Origin of the sequence: Microcystis sp. M53602_WE12 (assembly GCF_030065455.1) — a bacterium.
GTDB classification, from domain to species: domain Bacteria; phylum Cyanobacteriota; class Cyanobacteriia; order Cyanobacteriales; family Microcystaceae; genus Microcystis; species Microcystis aeruginosa.
On record NZ_JASJFB010000521.1, the window covers coordinates 1 to 1909 of the forward strand.

At 49.2% G+C, this 1909-nt stretch carries 2 protein-coding genes; both read left to right on the plus strand.

The features are described 5' to 3' along the window. The coding region (locus tag PX482_RS17015; RefSeq protein WP_288122739.1) for a DUF3119 family protein at positions 1 to 204 on the plus strand (204 nt) is incomplete at its 5' end. Positions 205 to 451: 247 nt separating this feature from the next. Further along, positions 452 to 1735 carry a DUF3086 domain-containing protein gene (locus tag PX482_RS17020; RefSeq protein ID WP_002761591.1) on the plus strand — a complete coding sequence of 428 codons (1284 nt, stop codon included), beginning with the start codon at positions 452 to 454 and terminating at the stop codon, positions 1733 to 1735. The last annotated feature ends 174 nt before the right edge of the window (positions 1736 to 1909 follow it).

The window sequence follows — 1909 nt, forward strand, 5'->3', positions numbered from 1 at the left end:
GGGCAACAAATTCGCTCCTTTCCCTACCAAGAATGGCAAAATTGGCGGATTTTCTGGAATAAAGTCCCGATCCTATTTTATTTCAAAGAAATTAACAGCATTCATTTTTTGCCCATTATCTTTGACAGCGCAACCCTGAGACTGTGCCTCGAAAAATACTATCCTTTAGCAGCATCGCCAGCGATCGACTCAGAAGCGAACTAAGATTGAGTTAAAATAAAATCTAGCAATTAATAGCGTCTTAAGTAGGTAGGTGTTAAAAATTGTCAGATCCCCCCGCCTATCGGCACCCCCCTTATTAAGGGGGGCAGGGGGGATCCCCCCGCCTATCGGCACCCCCCTTATTAAGGGGGGCAGGGGGGATCGAAGGCAAGATATATCGTCTATTAATTAGAACCACTTACTTAATTGCCTGCCTTGGCCCTCTGTTCGCTCTGCATTTCTAAAGCCGATGAATTCAGAAGATTTTAATGTTTTACCCCTTGACAAAATGACAGACTTACCCAATGAATCTGTCGAAGAATTTAGTTTTGATGATCTCTGGAACGATCGCCCAGTAGAGAATCCGCTGCCATCGGCAATCGCCCCCGAAGGCGAATTAGTTCCCACAGCGCAGGCGCAACCCCTGCGGGCAGAAATCGAGGCTCTAGAACGGCAAAAACAGAGCCTAGAGGCAGAAATCTCGGCATTAAAAGCGGAAAGAGAACGCTTGATCGCCGAGGAACTAGGAGATATCAAAGCTCAAATCGAAAGAATGCTCAAGGAAGGCGTAAAAGACCTAGAACAACGCAAACAGGCGTTAGAAGTGGCGATCGAACAGTTAGAACGCCGTCGTGAGCGGATTCGGCAGGAAATGCGGAGTAATTTCGCCGGAGTCTCCCAGGATATGGCCGTGCGGGTTCAGGGATTTAAAGACTATCTGGTGGGCAGTTTACAGGATTTGGCCGCGGCTGCCGAACAGTTGGAATTACCCCGTTTTGAGACCCCCGAAAAATCCCCCCGACCCGTGGAACCTCCCCTGCGGACCGAACGGGAGGAAAACCCCCGTCCATCCCGTGGCAGTCAAGGCCGGGATGATCGCGAAGAAAGTCCCCGTCCCTCCCGTAGCAGTAACCAGGGCCGGGATAATTGGCAAGAACCCCGTCGCTCTAACCGTTCGGGTTATGAATCGGAACCGGTGGGACAATCTACCCCCAGACAGGGCTTTTCTGAGCAAAATCAGCGCATCCAAACTCTTTTAGACCGTTATCGCAGTCGTCCTGACTATTACGGTCCGCCTTGGCAATTACGGCGCACTTTTGAACCAATTCACGCCGAACGGGTGCAACAGTGGTTCTTTAAACAGGGGGGCCGGGGTACTGTTCGCGGTATGGGCAGCCGTCTCCAGAATATTCTGGTCGCTTCGGCAATTATCTCGATTATGGCGGAATTACAGGGCGATCGCTTCCGTTCTCTCGTTCTGGCTAATAGTCCCGAACGTTTAGGCGAATGGCGGCGCGGTCTCCAAGATTGTCTCGGCATTTCCCGCGCCGATTTTGGACCAGACCGCGGCATCGTTCTCTTTGAGTCTCCCGAAGCTTTAATTCAAAAAGCGGAACGTTTAATTGAGGATAAATATTCACCGCTCATTATCATCGATGATACCGAAGAACGGCTCAATTTCGCTCTTTTACAATTCCCCTACTGGTTAGCTTTTGCCCCTGAACCCCAACAAAGTTCTAGTTATTGGTATTAACTAATTAGGGTTTGCGGCAAAAAGTTTTTCCTGGCGGCAGGGTGTAGGGTTTTACCAATTTTGAGGGGGTCAATTACCTAATTTTCAGGGAAAAAGTCCCGGAATTTTCCCGCCGATTACTGCAAGGGTCGGCACTTTTTGAGGTAAAAAAAATCTAAAAACCTTGTTGGATAA